Raw genomic sequence first — 15,669 nt, forward strand, 5'->3', positions numbered from 1 at the left:
TTAAGCTAAAACTCTTTGCACCGCTTCGATAATCTGCTCTTTAGTGGGCATAGTCTGCTTTTCCAATACCTTAGAATAAGGCATAGGTGTTTCTTTTTGAGCAACCCTTATAAGAGGAGCATCGAGATCATCAAAACAATGCTCTATAATCTGAAAGCCCACTTCTGCAGAAATTCCCCCAAATATATGCCCTTCTTCTACAAGAACACAGAAATGGGTTTTACGTACAGAATTTGCAATGGTATCGATATCAAGGGGCTTAATGGTTCTCAAATCGATGAGTTCCACTTGAATTCCTTGGGCTTGCATCTCTTTTGCAGCCTCCTCACAAAGTAAAACCATTCGGCTATGTGATATTAATGTGACATGATTCCCTTCTCTAACAATGTGTGCTTTTCCAATCGGCACTAAGTACTCTTCTGTGGGGATTTCCATTTTATCCCCATAGGAAAGCTCGTTTTCTAAGAAGAGCACGGGATTGTTCTGACGAATGGCTGATTTCAAAAGACCTTTTGCATCATAAGGATTGCTAGGAGCAATGACAATCAATCCAGGAAAATTAGCATATAGAGCCTCTACACAATGCGAATGCTGTGAAGAAACCTGTGCTGCTGCTCCATTGGGGCCACGAAAAACAATCGGCACAGAAAATCTACTGCCTGACATATAATACATTTTGATGGCATTAGATATGATTTGATCAAAAGCTACAAAAGAGAAATTAAAGCTCATAAACTCAACCACAGGTTTTAATCCTGTCATGGCAGATCCGATAGCAAGCCCAGAAAAGCCAAGCTCTGCAATAGGAGTATCTATCACTCGGTCAGGGCCCCATTTTTCTAACATCCCTTTAGTCACTTTATAAGCCCCGTTATATTCTGCTACTTCCTCCCCTATAATAAAAACACGTGGGTCTCTCTGCATCTCTTCATCAAGAGCTTGCCGCAACGCTTCTCTCATTTCCGTTAGTTGAGTGCTCATGTGTTACTCTCTTCTAATGGAGCAAATACATCTTGCTCTAGTGTTGCTGGATCGGGCCAAGGACTTTGATCCGCATATTTTAAAGCATCTATTGCTATTTCTTTCTGTTTTTGATTAAGAGCTTGATATTCGCTCTCTGTGATCATGTTTGCTTTTTGCATAACTTGCATTAACAACAAGATAGGATCTTTTTGCATATTATTTTTTAATTCATCTTTACTGCGATACAAAGCAGGATCTGAAATGGAATGCCCTTTAAATCTTTCCGTAATCACCTCAATTAAAACAGGACGAGATGTTTTTTTGACCTCTTCAAATGCTGCAGAAAAACCTGCATAGCAGTTAAAAAAATCCATGCCATCTAAAGTATACCCTTTCATGTTAAAACTCGGTGCCTTTGTCTCTGCAATCGGTTCTAAACAAAGAGCTCGTGCTACATGGGTTCCCATACCCCAATGATTATTTTCAATCACATATATACAAGGAAGATCCCACAAAGAGGCTAAGTTCAGTGATTCATGAAAAGAGCCCTGAGCTACTGCTCCCTCTCCCAAAAAACACACAGAAACTTGCTTGGACTCTTTTAAAGCATTTTTTTGTTTATATTTAATGCTAAAAGCAGCACCCGTTGAAATAGGGATTTGTCCTCCTACAATTCCAAATCCCCCTAAAAGCTGCTCTGTAAAAAAATGCATTGAACCACCACGCCCCTTTGCATTACCATTACTACGACCTAATAACTCTGCCATTAGTTCGTTGGGCGTAGCCCCTAATAATAGGGCCAAGGCATGACAACGATAAGAAGTGGCCCACCACTGATCTTTCCCCATGGCAAAAATAGCAGCTGTTTGAACGGCTTCTTGACCAATATAAGAATGAAAGAAGCCACCAATTTTACCTTGCAGGTAAGCTCCTTCAGCTCGTGTTTCAAAATTGCGTATCAATAGCATTTGCTCGAGTACAAAAAGAAGTTTGTCCTTACCAATTAAGGCAATCTCTTTTTCTAAATTACTTGGAAAAAAATTGTACGTAATTACAGTTTGCTTTTTCATAGTCGATTTTTTTTTCATTAAAACTTAAACTAGCGCAATTAAAATAAATAAATCAATCACATTGAAGGAAAAGGAGGGAAACCACCTTTATTTGGTACAATAGTGGGGTTGTTTGTTACTGGCACTGTACGCAAATCCTCATCGCCACGTATTTGGTAACAACCAGAAAGCCAAATGATCCCAAAAATTACACTTAATAAGCGCATAATGATAACTCCTAATTTATTGACAATCAGGATACTATATATGATAAAAATTGAAAAGCTAAGAATCTAGCCCTTCTTCTTTTTATGATAAAATGATAGATCAATTTAATTTTGTAATCTATAATCCGTTAAAAACAGAGGGTTTATGAAAAAATTACGACCTATTTACTATGACACAGAAACAACTGGAGTAAAATCTGCTAAAGATCGAATCATTGAAATTGCAGCTTATGACCCCCTAGAAGATCGCTCCTTTGTAGAGTTAATCAACCCAGAATGCCCTATTCCAAAGGAAGCCAGTGCTATCCATCATATTACCGATGAAATGGTAAAAGATGCTCCTAGTTTTAAAATAATTGCAGAAAAATTCATGCAATTTTGCCCTGATAATACCGTATTAATTGCTCATAATAATGATGCCTTTGATCAATTGTTTTTAGAAGCGGAATTTAGACGAGCAGAAGTTCCCCTTCCTTTTTTTCAATATATCGACACCCTTAAATGGTCACGTAAGTATCGCAATGATCTCCCTAGACATTCTCTACAGTTTTTAAGAGAAACCTATGGTTTTTCTGCTAATCAAGCACATAGAGCTCTTGATGATGTGACTATACTCCATCAAGTTTTTAGCGTTATGATTGATGATTTACCGATTCAAACGGTATTGCAACTTCTTTCTAAACCTCAAGTTGTATCTCGCATGCCATTTGGCAAACATCAAGGAAAGCCTCTAGAAGAGGTTCCACGTAATTATGTCACATGGCTGGCATCTAGCGGAGCTTTTGATAAATCGGAAAATAAGGAATTAAAGCAAAGTTTTGAAAAATTAGGAGTTTTAACTTTTACAAGCACTTAATTTATTTTCCTCTTAAGTAAAACATTCTTTAAAAAAATCTATAAAATATGTAAAAAACAAACTATAGATTTTAAAGTAAATTTTGAGAGGAAACATGAAGTATATTTATGAGTTAATAGGAACTTTTTTCTTAGTTCTTACTGTTGGTTTGACAGTACTTAACCCAGGCAGCGCTGGGCTTTTAGCTCCCTTAGCTATTGGTTCTGTTCTTGCTGTTATGGTTTTTGCTGGTGCCCATGTATCAGGCGGTCATTATAACCCAGCCATCTCTTTATCTGTATATGTACGCGGAAAACTATCAGTAAAAGATTTAGGCGCCTATTGGTTAGTACAAATCATCGGAGCTGTCATAGCTGCATGGATTGTTATGTATTTAAAAGGCACTTCTCAAGCATTTCCTATACACTTTGATGTATGGAAGGCTTTTTTAGCAGAATTCATTTTCACCTTTGCACTTTGCTATGTTGTCTTAAATACCGCTTATTCAAAAGCAACAAAGGGCAATTCCTATTATGGCTTTGCTATTGGCTTTACAGTTCTTGCAGGAGCTTATGCTGTTGGACCGATCTCAGGTGGTGCATTTAACCCTGCTGTTGCTCTAGGGATCACCATGTTAGACATGAGTTTCTGGGCAAATTTTTGGGTGTTTTTATTCGCTAATCTAATTGGTGGAATATGCGCTGCTCTTGTATTTAAAGCAGCACACTCTGAAAAGTAAGAAGTTTATTTTCTGAAGTTCTTTTTAGATAGGCTTAAAGCAATAATATGCTTTAAGCCCGTTTTTTTACAAAATAGCTAGTTTTGACTATTCAATACACCTGCCTTGAGAGCCAGTACACCTACAAGATAAAGATCCTCTTGCAACTCGGCGGGCTGCATCGCAACCTTGCACATAATAAGGTAGAGTTCCTTGATTTTTTAGACAGTTAAGACATCGTTCACTGCATTTTGAGCAGCGATAGGTTACTGATACCATCTTAGTTCTGCAATCTGGAGTCTGAGGAGAACAGCTTGATGAATGAAAGTTGCTACTAGTTACAGTTGTAATTGTCATATTTTTTTCTCACTTCATTATAAAAATTATTGTTCGATAGATATTCCCTTGAATTTTCCCCATTCATATTCATAGGGTGTTTTTATCTCTGTTAAGAGAAAAATTTCTAGCCTGGAACTGTAATCTTTATAGGATTTTTACTCAAAATAAAATTTTAATTTATGCGCGGGAAAATTAAGATAGCGATTCTTCTGGAGTTTTTTCTAGGTTATAATGAACCTCCCACATTCTTCGGAACTCAGGACAATTCTCTAATAACTGCTCTTTGGTTCCTTCAGCAATTTTAGCTCCTTGGGAGAGATAAATAATCTTATCTGCATGCTCAATCGTAGAAAGGCGGTGTGCAATGATAATCTGAGTAATCTCCCCTTTTAAGCTGATAATCGCATCTTTAATGTGCATTTCGCTAATGGAATCGAGCGAAGATGTTGCTTCATCTAAAATGAGAATAGGTGCTTTTTTAACAAGAGCTCTTGCAATAGCTAGGCGCTGTTGTTGCCCTCCAGAGAGATTTTGCCCTGATTCTGCAAGCATTGCCTGATATTGATTAGGCAAGCGCACTATAAACTCTTCAGCATGCGCTTTTTTAGCTGCTTCTTCGATTTCTTGGCTAGTAAAGGGGCGTCCAAAAGCAATATTAGCACTAATTGTATCACAAAATAAAAAGGGCTTTTGAGAAACAAAAGCAATATGTTCACGCAAGGATTTTTGCGTATAGGTTTTTAAAGGCTTTCCATCAATACGGACCTCTCCTTGCTGAATATCGTAAAGACGAGGCATTAATTGTACAATCGTTGATTTACCAGCTCCTGTAGGGCCAATAATAGCCACTGTTTCTCCCTTGCGGACAGTAAAGGAGAGGTCTTTTAAGATCCAATCTCCTTGATAACGAAACCATACTTTATCGAATTCTATCGAATCAAAAAATCCTGTAAGTTCAGTTGCATCTGGATGGTCTTGAATATCGGGCTTAATATCTAAGACTTCAAACATTCTCTCAGCAGCTACAATCCCGCGCTGGATATTTCCATTTTCATCAGCAAACTTTTTAACAGGTTCATATACAAGTTGAAGCATACCACAGAACACGATCAACTGCGATAAACTCATTCCAATTGTATAAAGACCAAATAAAACAACACAAGCTAAACACAAGGTAGTAATTGCGTGTAAAATGGGACGAGTCAAAAGACCATATTTAGCTGTTTTACTTTCTAAAACAGCCATACGCTCATTTTGCTGCTTATATTTTTTCAAGGAAAACCCTTCCATAGAAAAAATCTTAATTGTCTGTATGCCAGCTAAAAATTCGATTAATATATTAGCAAAACTCTCTTGGTTTTTTTGCAGTTGGCGAGAAACCCTCTTAACTCTACGAGCTAAAAACACAATGGGAATAATAATTAAAGGCACTCCAAAAAAGATGACAAGAGATAAGCGCCAGGAAAGATAAAAGCACATGGACAAACAAGTAACAATGGTAAAGGGCGTTTGCAGGTAGTTAGTTAGCCAAGAATTAATGGAAGTAGCTATCTGCCCTGCATCACCAACGACTCGAGCAGAGAGACTGCCAATATTATGCTGTTGATAAAAACTCATCGGCAAGGACTGAATATGCTCAAAGTACTGCTGCCGTAAATCCCTACTGACGCGAATGGCAAGTAATTGTGTAGTATAACGACTTGCAAAAAGCCAAATTGCTTTAAAGATAGCAACAGCAACCAAGACTAGAATCAAAGCTTTAATGTTATGAGAAAGACTCAGTTTTTGTTTCACTTTAGCAAGCATCCAGCTTAATGGATTACCTTCGCTTTTTTGTGCAATAAAAGAAGTTGCTTGTTGTTTTGTGATACGCCCCGTATGATCTTTGTCAATCAGATCCCATTTCTCTTGCACGTGTTCTAAAGAGACTACATCTCGACTGTTTTCTTTAGAAAATAAAGTAAAAAAGTCTGCTCCATTATTTGATAATACGCCTAGAGCAAACATCTCCATTTGACTAGAAATTGTTAGGCAAAGCAGTGTAAAGAAAGTGATGATAAATAAATATAGATGACGACGGCTTCTTAAAGCAGCATGTAAAAGTAGTTTCATGGTAATTCCTTGAATCTAAGGATTACTCTTGAGGTAACCCCATATCTTCAACCAAGAACTTACCAATTTGTCGATATTTTTGATAGCGTTGTTCAATAAGAACATCCGGATCTATATGTGTTAGCCTATTATATTGCTCAAGAATATATCTTTTAACTTGAGCATAGATAAAAGATGGATCGTGATGAGCACCACCTAAAGGCTCTTCAATTTTGGCATCTACAATCTTGAATTTCAATAAATCTTCTACATGCATTCTTAAGGCTTTAGCTGCGGTTTCATTTTGATTGGTATCTTTCCAAAGAATAGAAGAACCTGCTTCTGGAGAAATTACGGAATAATAAGAATGCTCTAACATTCCTATTACATCGGCCACTCCAATTCCAAGAGCTCCACCAGAACACCCTTCTCCAATTAAAATAGCAATAATTGGAGTAGGAAGTCGGCTCATTTCAAAAAGATTCTGTGCAATCGCCCATCCTTGACCTCTTTCTTCTGCAGCAAGACCTGGATAAGCCCCTGGAGTATCGATTAAACATAAGATAGGCAAATGAAACTTAGCAGCAACACGCATACATCTTAAAGCTTTGCGATATCCTTCCGGATGAGGCATTCCAAAATTGCGGTGCAAACGACTTTCTGTATCATGGCCCTTTTCTTGTGCAATCACCATAAAATTTATACCGTCTATTTTCGCCAATCCACATATGATTGCAGGATCATCCCCAAATGTCCTATCTCCATGTAATTCAATAAATTTTTCCGTTAGACTGCGAATATAGTCATTTGCTTTAGGTCTTTTAGGATGACGACTGATGGTGACTCTTTCCCAAGGGGTTAATTGAGAGCATATATTTTTTTTTAATTTTTCTAGCTTTGCTTCTAAATTCTCTATTTCGTCCTTTGTCCACAAAGTACTATCTTTTTTATTCTGCTCTTTTAATTGAGAGATTGTCTTTTCGTATTCCACAATCTGCTTTTCATGGGCTAACATAATGTTTTCCTTTTTTTAACGCGAAGGTGCTGCTACTTCTACACCAGGCAGGATAGCTTCTTTAAAATCTTTAACAATTTCAATAAATGTTGGTTTGGTAGTCACTATTAAAAAAAGCTCCTCTATATCTTTTGAGGCTAATCGAATGCATCCATTGCTGCTATAGCCTCCAATACACGTCAAATCCTCTACAAGCTGCCCGCTAGGATCAGCGACCCAGGGAGAGCCTTGTAATCCATAGCCTTTAGCAGATTCCGAGGCTCTCTCTACTTCTTGCTCAAAAGGGATCCAATGAGTGCCAAATACTGTAATCATTTCTACTGTTTTATTCTGGTAAACCCCTTTGCTTTCTAATTGATAGGTAGCAATCCGCTTTCCCAGAAGATACTTACCCAGAGGCGTTAAACTGCCAGAGGGTTTACTTGTATCCAATTTGCCTAAACCAATGGAATATGTTTTTAATAATACCCTCTCATTAGTTCCTACATCAAAATAATAAAAACCCATTTTGCAAAGAGAAACATCTACAAGTAGATAAAATTCAACTTTTTTATCTCTACGAAATACATTAAAACGGTTTCCTTCTACTATCCTTCTTTGTGAAGAATACTCCCCTTTTGTACCTAGGCTACGTAGAATAAAAGAAGAAGAGGTTTGATAGTAGTCGGCGTAATCATTTAACCAAGCAGGCCTACCTGCTAACCAAGAAACAGAGCTGCTATAAGAAATCGTCTCGACAATCGGAAATTGAGAAGCTGGATTTTTAGAAAAGAGCTGATAAATCCGATCTATACAAGGTAAATCTCCATTGAGTGAAAGCGGCTTAGTACTTTTCACTTCTGTTTTTTGTTGCACAATCACAGGAGGAGCTGGTTTTTTCTCTATTTGGCCGCTTGTTTTTTTATCATGAGCTCTACTTTGTTTGATTAGAGCTGTAATTGCTATCATAGAAAACAAAGCAGTTGAACCAATCAGTAGAATTCTTCCAATAGCCAAATGTAGCCTCTCCTCATTTAAGGATTAGATGATAAGGGTTAAATTCATAATATATTTAATTTTAACAAAATATCGATTAATCCCAATCAAGATAGTAAAGATTATAAACTATTTCAGATTAAATTAGAATAAAATAATGAATAGAGAACACCCCGTTATATAGAGATAAAAAGTTGCATTTCAACTATTTAACAACAAGAAATGCAACTTGATTTGACTTAACTAATCGGCACATTTTTATATACAGATTGGTGTTCTGTGGCTGTGGTTAGTTTTCTTTTCTTTTCCATTAGCTTACGCATCTTCTTACCTGGGGTAAATTTTACTGCCAATCTAGCAGGAATGATAATAGGAACAGCTGCATTTTTAGGATTACGACCAATTTTCTGCTTCCGCTCTACTACTTCAAAAACCCCAAAATCGCGCAATTCCAGGCGATTTCCTTCAGAGAGATAATCCGTTGTTTTATCTAAAAATGATTGAATCACATTACGTACATCATTAGGGTGCAGTCCTCGATGCCTAGAAATCATCTGAATCAACTTTTTTTTAGTAATTGTTGCCATAAACCTTGCTCTCCTTGTTTCTAAATATAAGCATTTTCAAAATACTTCTTTTTCTTATCTCAAAAGAAAAGAGATATTTATCTATTTACATTCACTAGGCTCATTGTTGTATCGTCTTGATTTTCAATCAAGTTGTTTTTTATAAAAAAAAATCGACATCTCTTAACAAAGAGAGTGGAAAACGTAGTTTGTCTTTAAACTATTTTTTTAATAGAAACTAATATTTTTTTTCTTTTACCAGAGCCGAAGACTAAAAACTGATCTTCAATTGCCATCCCTGGTTCAATTAAAAAATGAATATCATGAACTTTTTGATTATTGAGATATGCGCCATTATTACTAATAAGCCTTGCTGCTTCACTTTTACTAGAAACAAGACCTATTTTTACAGAAATATCTATATATTTTTGACCCATTAACTCAGACTGTTCTAAATATTCAATGGGCATATCATTAGCTGAAATTTCTTTTAATACATCAAATTCTAAAATTGCTTTACCACCAGGAGCTAAGCACTGCGTAACCTTTTGAGCAATTTGTAGTCCTGCATTTCCATGAATCAGCTGAGTCATCTCTTCTGCTAAACGCTTTTGCGCTGTATTGGGAACATACTCTGAGCTTTTTATGGCTTGCTCGTATTCTGCAATCTCTTCTAACTCCATAAAAGTAAGCATGCGCATTAAACGAATAACTTCCGTATCTTGAATTCGATAGAAATACTGATAAAATTGATAAGCAGAACATTTATCTTTAGAAAGCCAAATAGTTCCCTGTTCTGTTTTACCAAATTTTCTGCCATCATTGCGAGTAAGCAAAGGAAAAGTATATCCAAATACCTGTGTGCTTATCTTTTTGCGTACAAAATCGATACCAGCTGTAATATTACCCCATTGATCGCTACCTCCTAACTGCACCAGCACATTATGATCAGTATACAAACGATAAAAATCATAAGCCTGCAGCAATTGATAGCTAAATTCGGTAAAACTTATCCCCTCTTCAGAAGAAAGGCGGGTTTTCACACTATCTTTAGCTAGCATAACCCCTAAGCGAAAATGCCTTCCTACGTCTTGCAGGAAATCAATGAATGGATATTCTTTAAGCCATTGATCATTATTGAGAATAAGGGGGCGTGTAGAAGAATCAGAAAAATCAAGCACTTGTTCAAAATGCTTAGTGATAGAACTCACATTAGTGGCAATTGTCTGAGTATCGAGTAAGGGACGTTCTACACTCTTGCCTGAAGGATCCCCAATTCGTGCAGTAGCCCCTCCTAAAATAACAACGGGAGTGTGGCCAAACTTTTGAAACCAGCGTAAAACGACAATACCGACTAAATTACCAATATGTAAGCTATCGGCTGTTGGATCAAATCCTAAATATACTTTGGTAGGCTTTTTAAGAAGATTTGCTAGCTCATCACTAGTGGTAGCTTCTAATAAACCGCGATTTTGCAAATGCTCTATAATCATGGAGATCTTGTAATGAAATATAAGCCTCTATGGTAAATTAAGAGGAATTTTTCATCAACTTTTGAATGTATTTAAGAATGATCTTTATTGTAGATCACTTGCATATCTTGTTTCAACTTTTCTACTAGAATGCCAACTCGCTGACTAAATTCCGCAGCATTGCGGTTTTCATCAAACAAAGATATGCTTTTTTCTTTTAGAACAACTCTCTGAGAGGCGTGTCTTTCAATCCATCTATGAATTTCAATTAACTTCTTTTTAAGAGCAGGAGCTGTGACTTTTTGGTCAAAAGATTCTAGATGTTTTTTTAATTTTTCTCTTACTTTTTTTGTTTTTAAACTTTCTTCCGCAATTTCTTTTTCGTGTCCGGGTTTCATCCAAAGCTCCTATCTATTATCTTAAATTAAGCCAATGTTCGCATAATAAAGTAAAATAGACATAAAATCAATTTTTTACTTAACAATATCTAAAATGGATTAAAAAGATTGATAAAATGGGTAGGAACATCAAAATGTTTAGTTGTGATTTGTTTTAAAGATTGTATGCCCACTTTTTCCGTAGAAAAATGACCCAAAGCAAGAAAATGAATCCCATTTTCATGAGCTAAATCCCAGATTGGTTCATCAAAACTGCCTGTAATAAAGCAATCCATCTCTTCTTGAATAGCTTGTTCTATCATCCAATGAGCTCCTCCAGACACAATGGCAACAGAAGATATTTGTTTTTTACCTCCTAATGCTGCATGTGCTACATGCTCATAATACGCTTCTAGTTTTATTTGAAAATCCTCTATTAGAGTCGGCTTAATTTGAGCCTTTACTCCAATCTTATTTGTACCTAGCAACCCAAATGCTTTTAAGTTTGTTAAACTTAAATCATGAGCTGCTTTCCAATTATTACCAACTGTTTGGTTTGCATCTAGTGGTAAATGATAAGCCAGCAAAGAAATTTCATTTTCTAATAAAAGCTGAAACTTTTGTTTTTTAGGACCCAAAAGAACACAAGAAGTTTTGTCCCAAAAAATCCCATGATGTACAACAAGAGCATCTGCTTTTATCGCTATCGCCTGTTTAATAGTTGCTAGACTAGCTGACACAGCAAAGGCAATACGAGAGATCGTCTTTTTACCCTCCACCTGCAGACCATTTGGACACACATCTGAAAACAACTCAGGTTGTAAAAGCTGATTGAGGTATTGTAATAAATCTTGTAAGGTAATCATTAGCAATAATAATTAAATACATGATTAGTTTATGTCTAGAGAAGAAATAAAAAAAAATGTTGGTTATAAAGCCGCTGAACTACTTGAAAATAATATGTTGGTTGGGCTGGGAACCGGATCTACTACTTTTTATTTTATTGAAAGATTGATTCAACGCTTTCAGCAAGGATTAAAAGTAGAAGTTGTTGCTAGCTCTCAACAATCTTTTGTGCAAGCTAAACAAGGAGGGCTTAACCTTCTAGATATCGATAGACTATCTTCTCTTGATTTAACTGTAGATGGAGCAGATCAAATCGATTCTCAAAAGCGCATGATTAAAGGAGCTGGTGGCGCTCATGTAAGAGAAAAAATTATGGCAAGCATGAGCCGAGAAATGCTTGTCATTATAGATGAGAGTAAAATAGTAAAAGAGCTAGGAAAAATCAAGCTACCTGTTGAAATTCTCCCCTTTGCTGCGACAGCTACCATTCATCATATTGAACAAGCAGGCTATAAAGGTTTTTTGCGTACAAATGCTGATCAATCTTTGTATATTACAGATAATCAAAATTACCTTTTTGATATTTACTTCCCTACATTCATTTCTTTTCCAGAACAAGAACATCAAAAATTGATCCAAATTCCAGGAGTTATAGATACCGGTTTCTTTTTTAATTTAGCTAAACGAGTACTTATTGGATTTTTCGATGGACAAATTGTAATTAAACAATAAATAGTCAAGTTAAAGAGGAAAAGTATGGATTCTGAGTTAATTCCCATTACTTTTAATAAAATTATGCAATCGCGCTCTTATACCGTGATTATTCTTGGCACGGAAGAAAAGCGTTTTGCTATCTATACAGATCCCCAAGTGGGAAATAACATTCAAATGCATCTAACAGAGAAAAAAAAACCACGTCCTTTTACCCATGATCTCATCCATTCTATTTTTTCTGGTTTTGATATTCGCACAGCACAGATTGTGATTCATGATGTAGAAGACACAATCTACTTTGCACGCTTATATTTAGAACAAAAAATCGGCGAAAAAACAACGATTTTAGAAATTGATGCTAGACCTAGCGATTGTATCACCCTTTCCCTTTTAAACAATATTCCCGTCTTTTGCAGAAAAGAAGTTCTCGAAAAAGCTATCCCTGTTAAAGAATAAGCTATCAGAAACTTGATTTAGAATATATTCTGCGATTAATTGCACTCCAAATGCTGTTACTCCCTCTTCAGGAGCATCCACCTTCCATACTGTGCCTGAGATATCAATATGAGCCCACTGTGATGGATCAACAAAAGTGCGAAGAAACTCCGCTATTCTTTAAATCTGCAATTTTTGAATGCATTTGATTAGCATAATACTCCCCTAAAGGAAGCCGTCAGAGCTTTTCACCAGTAGTATTACTAGCTTGAATCAATTTTTTAGCCAAAATGGTGTCATTGCAAAAAAGCCCAGCATATTCACTTCCTAAAGAACCAAACGTCTCTAAAGTTAAGGTGCCTAAATCAATGTATCAGCTTCAATTTTGATCTAGGGAGTCAATAAACAGAACTTTTTTCATCCTCACACTGTTTTATTAGAAATTGCATGACTAATCCTCCTACAAGCACAAGAAGAGCAACTAGTCCAAACCCAGCACCATAGGTCTGTAATGAAAAATCACGATCTTCTATAGCTACCATTTTGCTTAACCCTCCGCTTAACTGAAACGCAAGAGAAAAAGCAACCGGCAGCATCCCCATAACCATACCCGGACTCCCTCCCCTTCCCGCCACTTCAGATGCATAACTAAATATCAAAGGACCAATCATGAGCTCTGCAAGAGAAATAATGACAACTATTCCCATTATCCCAAAAATTGAGCAACCAAGCTTCAAAAGACAGAAAATAGCAAGTATTCCAAAAGATCCTCCCGTTAAAATAAAAGGAGTAATTATTTGTGAATGCCTTTTTGCAACAAGAGTCCCAAATAACAAAATCACAACAGGGTTGATTATTGTGATCAATGAACTTGGTATCATCCATCCAAATAGTGTTCGAGACGTTTCTCTTTCAGCAAAAAGAAGCAAAGAAGAGCAAATTTGATCTTCAACAGCAAAAAATAAAATAAGCCCACTTAAATAGATGAAAAACCTATAGACCTGTTCTCTTGGATATTTATTATCTTTTACTAGTTGGATAGCAAAAAACAGCAAAATTGCAACTGTAATCCAGGGTAAAATTAAGAAAACCACCTTTTCAAACCATACTCCCAGAGTTCCCATTACAAATATGAGGCCTCCTAAAATAGTGGCTATAGCCATTTGCTCTTTTTTTTGAGGTACCTCTTTCAAGTTTTGCAGTAAGCCTTTATACATAAAAAATAAGAGGTTACCTATAACCATACCACTAGCAGCAATTGCAAAAGCCCATTGAAAACCATATTGAGTAGCTATAAAGCTACAAATAATGGTTGAAACCAAAGCTCCTAAATTTTGCATCATATAAAAGATGGTAAATCCTTTTTTACGTCTCGAATCATTCTCTCCATAAACTAATCCAAGAAGAGCTGTAATATTACTCGAAAAAAGACTACTTCCAGCAATAATAAACCCCATGGCCCAAAAAAGACTTATTTCAAAAAATAAAGTAAAATAACCGATTACTAGTAACCAACCTCCCATAAACACAGATTTTTTAAGTCCTAAATATCGATCTGCAATAATTCCACCAAAAATACCTCCAAGTTCTACAAGACCACAAAAAACGGCATTGACTCCAAAGGCACGTGTATCGGAATAATCTAAATGATTAACCATATAGAGCACTAAAAGAACACGGACTCCAAAATGGCTAAAAAATTTCCACATCTGCACTAAAGAGAGCAGGGTTAAAATTTTGGAATCGATGGCTTTCATAATTTATCCTTTTTAGGTCCTTGTTTCAAACCCAATTCTTTTCCCAAATCATTAAGGTAAACATGGTCCATAGTAAAAAAGTTCTCTATTTCAGCGCCTTGTGCTAGATAGCTTCTGATTTCTCTAATCGCCTCAGGATTTTTTATATCATTAATGCTTGAGCCAGGTTCATAAGGTGGTTGCTTGGCAGCTTGAATAAATACCATATTTGTAAATCCATGCTGCTTTAAACGCTTGATTAATTCCTCTTTTCCCATATGCATTACAGCTTCAAAAACAACAATCAACATAGCAGGATCTAAGGAGGTACATTCCTCGTCTAAAAGCACTTCAAATTCCTTACCAGCTTCTTTAGATTGCAAAAAAATATAGAATGGCTTTTTTTCTTTCGTAATACTTTTCAAACAGATGATCCCTTGTTCCTCCCTTAAGTGCGTAAGAACAGCTTTCACTTCATAAAATACACATCCAAACGCTTTAGGTTTGTATTTTTCATCTGGAGTAAATAAGCGTACATGTTCTTTAGACAACATCGTAAGCATTAATTCTTTCTCTTTATCCTTCAATGAAGTAGCCCTCCGAGCTGAAGCACGTAGTGCCTCTAATGAAAGAATGGAAAGATGTTCTTGATTTTCTTCTACAATTTTATTTCGAAATTCACTACTTAAGACACCTATGTTTTTGGAAAGAATAGAAAGCTTAGACATGTCACTTTTTGTCATTATGACCCCATTCTCTTGGATTCTGTAAGGGGTTCTAAGAACTGTTGATAAATAACAATGCAAAAGGTATTCCATTTCTTTGGAAACTTTTAATTCTTCAAACAAGGCTTGTTCTATAATTTTCTCTGAGCCAAACACACACCCTTCATAGGGTTGTTTTTTAAGAATAAAGTCTTTAATCCTTGAGGTTTCTATTTTAAGAGAGCAACACTCCTCTTCTAAACCAGAACAAAGTTTTCTCGTTAAACCCCTCTTCATTAATTGCCGAAGTTCTAATGCACGCATTTGACATCCCCCATCGCCTGGATTAGCATCAAATTTTTTATAAAGACCTTGTTCAAAAGCCTTTATAGCGTTTAAAGCGGTGTTTGTAATGAGTAAAGCAATAGCACACATCTCTTTCTTACCTAATTCATCAAACTTCTCTTGTAGCTCTGTCGGTAATAAAGAAGACGCAAGCAAGCGCTTTTCTAAAAGTATAGTTGACATATCTATAACATCCTGAATGTAAAAATCTTAAAAAAATATATTCAAACAATTACAAAAAAATTTGTAGATTGATGAAGCA

Annotated in this window: 19 protein-coding genes; 4 read left to right on the forward strand and 15 right to left on the reverse strand. The window is 36.1% G+C overall.

Annotation, left to right across the window (positions count from 1 at the left end; genetic code table 11):
- The 3 genes from RHTP_RS05220 to RHTP_RS08810 are packed head-to-tail and all read right to left on the reverse strand — an operon-like array spanning nucleotide 1 to nucleotide 2,239.
- Nucleotides 1-981 carry a pyruvate dehydrogenase complex E1 component subunit beta gene (locus RHTP_RS05220; RefSeq protein ID WP_138107071.1) on the reverse strand — a complete coding sequence of 327 codons (981 nt, stop codon included), beginning with the start codon at nucleotides 979-981 and terminating at the stop codon, nucleotides 1-3.
- Nucleotides 978-2,033, reverse strand: a complete 1,056-nt coding sequence (gene pdhA / locus RHTP_RS05225; protein ID WP_138107072.1) for a pyruvate dehydrogenase (acetyl-transferring) E1 component subunit alpha — start codon at nucleotides 2,031-2,033, stop codon at nucleotides 978-980. Before pdhA ends, RHTP_RS05220 begins: the two co-directional genes overlap by 4 nt.
- Nucleotides 2,034-2,089: 56 nt before the next feature.
- A complete protein-coding gene (locus tag RHTP_RS08810) occupies nucleotides 2,090-2,239 on the reverse strand; it encodes a hypothetical protein (protein WP_171005747.1) in 150 nt (49 codons plus the stop codon).
- A 145-nt stretch (nucleotides 2,240-2,384) separates the two neighbouring features.
- Here RHTP_RS08810 and RHTP_RS05230 point away from each other — a divergent pair, with 145 nt between their 5' ends.
- Both RHTP_RS05230 and RHTP_RS05235 read left to right on the forward strand, forming a co-directional pair.
- The gene (locus RHTP_RS05230; RefSeq protein WP_138107073.1) at nucleotides 2,385-3,095 is read left to right on the forward strand and encodes a putative quorum-sensing-regulated virulence factor; all 711 of its coding nucleotides are present in this window, start codon (nucleotides 2,385-2,387) and stop codon (nucleotides 3,093-3,095) included.
- 94 nt (nucleotides 3,096-3,189) lie between these two features.
- Entirely contained in the window at nucleotides 3,190-3,813 is a 624-nt protein-coding gene (locus RHTP_RS05235; RefSeq protein ID WP_138107074.1) for an MIP/aquaporin family protein, read from the forward strand.
- Nucleotides 3,814-3,900: 87 nt separating this feature from the next.
- Here RHTP_RS05235 and RHTP_RS05240 read toward each other — a convergent pair whose 3' ends face one another.
- The 8 genes from RHTP_RS05240 to RHTP_RS05275 all read right to left on the reverse strand — a co-directional run bounded on the left by RHTP_RS05240 (nucleotide 3,901) and on the right by RHTP_RS05275 (nucleotide 11,490).
- Complete coding sequence (locus RHTP_RS05240; RefSeq protein WP_138107075.1) at nucleotides 3,901-4,149, reverse strand: hypothetical protein; 249 nt, start codon at nucleotides 4,147-4,149, stop codon at nucleotides 3,901-3,903.
- Between the two features lie 174 nt (nucleotides 4,150-4,323).
- Nucleotides 4,324-6,243 (reverse strand): ABC transporter ATP-binding protein, encoded by a 1,920-nt coding sequence (locus tag RHTP_RS05245; protein ID WP_138107076.1) that lies wholly within the window; start codon nucleotides 6,241-6,243, stop codon nucleotides 4,324-4,326.
- Nucleotides 6,244-6,265: 22 nt separating this feature from the next.
- Nucleotides 6,266-7,237 (reverse strand): acetyl-CoA carboxylase carboxyltransferase subunit alpha, encoded by a 972-nt coding sequence (locus tag RHTP_RS05250; RefSeq protein ID WP_138107077.1) that lies wholly within the window; start codon nucleotides 7,235-7,237, stop codon nucleotides 6,266-6,268.
- A gap of 15 nt (nucleotides 7,238-7,252) precedes the next feature.
- The gene (locus RHTP_RS05255; RefSeq protein ID WP_244609528.1) at nucleotides 7,253-8,233 is read right to left on the reverse strand and encodes a L,D-transpeptidase; all 981 of its coding nucleotides are present in this window, start codon (nucleotides 8,231-8,233) and stop codon (nucleotides 7,253-7,255) included.
- Between the two features lie 218 nt (nucleotides 8,234-8,451).
- Complete coding sequence (locus RHTP_RS05260; RefSeq protein ID WP_138107078.1) at nucleotides 8,452-8,799, reverse strand: HU family DNA-binding protein; 348 nt, start codon at nucleotides 8,797-8,799, stop codon at nucleotides 8,452-8,454.
- Nucleotides 8,800-8,993: 194 nt separating this feature from the next.
- Nucleotides 8,994-10,271 carry a tyrosine--tRNA ligase gene (tyrS, locus tag RHTP_RS05265; RefSeq protein WP_244609529.1) on the reverse strand — a complete coding sequence of 426 codons (1,278 nt, stop codon included), beginning with the start codon at nucleotides 10,269-10,271 and terminating at the stop codon, nucleotides 8,994-8,996.
- Between the two features lie 71 nt (nucleotides 10,272-10,342).
- The gene (locus tag RHTP_RS05270; RefSeq protein WP_138107080.1) at nucleotides 10,343-10,648 is read right to left on the reverse strand and encodes a hypothetical protein; all 306 of its coding nucleotides are present in this window, start codon (nucleotides 10,646-10,648) and stop codon (nucleotides 10,343-10,345) included.
- An 89-nt stretch (nucleotides 10,649-10,737) separates the two neighbouring features.
- Nucleotides 10,738-11,490 carry a Nif3-like dinuclear metal center hexameric protein gene (locus RHTP_RS05275; protein ID WP_138107170.1) on the reverse strand — a complete coding sequence of 251 codons (753 nt, stop codon included), beginning with the start codon at nucleotides 11,488-11,490 and terminating at the stop codon, nucleotides 10,738-10,740.
- Nucleotides 11,491-11,524: 34 nt separating this feature from the next.
- On the opposite strand from RHTP_RS05275, the gene rpiA reads away from it, so the two are divergent.
- Together rpiA and RHTP_RS05285 are read left to right on the forward strand one after the other, a co-directional pair.
- Nucleotides 11,525-12,205, forward strand: coding sequence for a ribose 5-phosphate isomerase A (rpiA, locus tag RHTP_RS05280; protein WP_138107081.1), 681 nt, complete (start codon nucleotides 11,525-11,527; stop codon nucleotides 12,203-12,205).
- 24 nt (nucleotides 12,206-12,229) lie between these two features.
- Nucleotides 12,230-12,643: a bifunctional nuclease family protein gene (locus RHTP_RS05285; RefSeq protein WP_138107082.1), complete on the forward strand. Its 414-nt coding sequence runs from the start codon at nucleotides 12,230-12,232 to the stop codon at nucleotides 12,641-12,643.
- On the opposite strand, the gene RHTP_RS09140 is transcribed toward RHTP_RS05285, so the two are convergent.
- The 4 genes from RHTP_RS09140 to RHTP_RS05305 all read right to left on the reverse strand — a co-directional run bounded on the left by RHTP_RS09140 (nucleotide 12,578) and on the right by RHTP_RS05305 (nucleotide 15,590).
- Complete coding sequence (locus tag RHTP_RS09140; protein WP_138107171.1) at nucleotides 12,578-12,799, reverse strand: hypothetical protein; 222 nt, start codon at nucleotides 12,797-12,799, stop codon at nucleotides 12,578-12,580. The genes RHTP_RS05285 and RHTP_RS09140 overlap by 66 nt on opposite strands.
- A 61-nt stretch (nucleotides 12,800-12,860) precedes the next feature.
- Entirely contained in the window at nucleotides 12,861-12,992 is a 132-nt protein-coding gene (locus RHTP_RS09145) for a hypothetical protein (RefSeq protein WP_138107172.1), read from the reverse strand.
- Nucleotides 12,993-13,020: 28 nt separating this feature from the next.
- Nucleotides 13,021-14,379 (reverse strand): peptide MFS transporter, encoded by a 1,359-nt coding sequence (locus tag RHTP_RS05300; protein WP_138107083.1) that lies wholly within the window; start codon nucleotides 14,377-14,379, stop codon nucleotides 13,021-13,023.
- Nucleotides 14,376-15,590, reverse strand: a complete 1,215-nt coding sequence (locus RHTP_RS05305) for a hypothetical protein (protein ID WP_138107084.1) — start codon at nucleotides 15,588-15,590, stop codon at nucleotides 14,376-14,378. Before RHTP_RS05305 ends, RHTP_RS05300 begins: the two co-directional genes overlap by 4 nt.
- Nucleotides 15,591-15,669: the final 79 nt, after the last annotated feature.

Source organism: Candidatus Rhabdochlamydia sp. T3358 (assembly GCF_901000775.1).
GTDB lineage: Bacteria > Chlamydiota > Chlamydiia > Chlamydiales > Rhabdochlamydiaceae > Rhabdochlamydia.